At 55.4% G+C, this 280-nt stretch carries 1 protein-coding gene; it reads left to right on the plus strand.

Features of this window, described 5'->3' with window-relative positions:
• A partial coding sequence (locus tag WFM49_RS18565; RefSeq protein ID WP_336974866.1) for an EF-Tu/IF-2/RF-3 family GTPase occupies nucleotides 1–280 on the plus strand: 280 nt, incomplete at both ends.

The raw sequence follows: 280 nt of genomic DNA on the forward strand, positions 1-280 counted from the left end.
CTTCCTGATGCCTGTTGAAGACGTGTTCTCGATCTCCGGCCGTGGTACGGTTGTGACCGGTCGTATTGAGCGCGGCATCATCAAAGTCGGCGAAGAAATCGAAATCGTGGGTATCAAAGACACGGTCAAGACCATTTGTACCGGCGTTGAAATGTTCCGCAAACTGCTGGACCAGGGCGAAGCTGGCGATAACGTCGGTCTGCTGCTGCGTGGTACCAAGCGTGAAGACGTGGAACGTGGTCAGGTTCTGGCCAAGCCCGGTTCGATCAAGCCACACACT

The sequence above is a fragment of the Alcaligenes sp. PF14 genome (assembly GCF_037150615.1).
Lineage (GTDB): Bacteria > Pseudomonadota > Gammaproteobacteria > Burkholderiales > Burkholderiaceae_B > Alcaligenes > Alcaligenes phenolicus.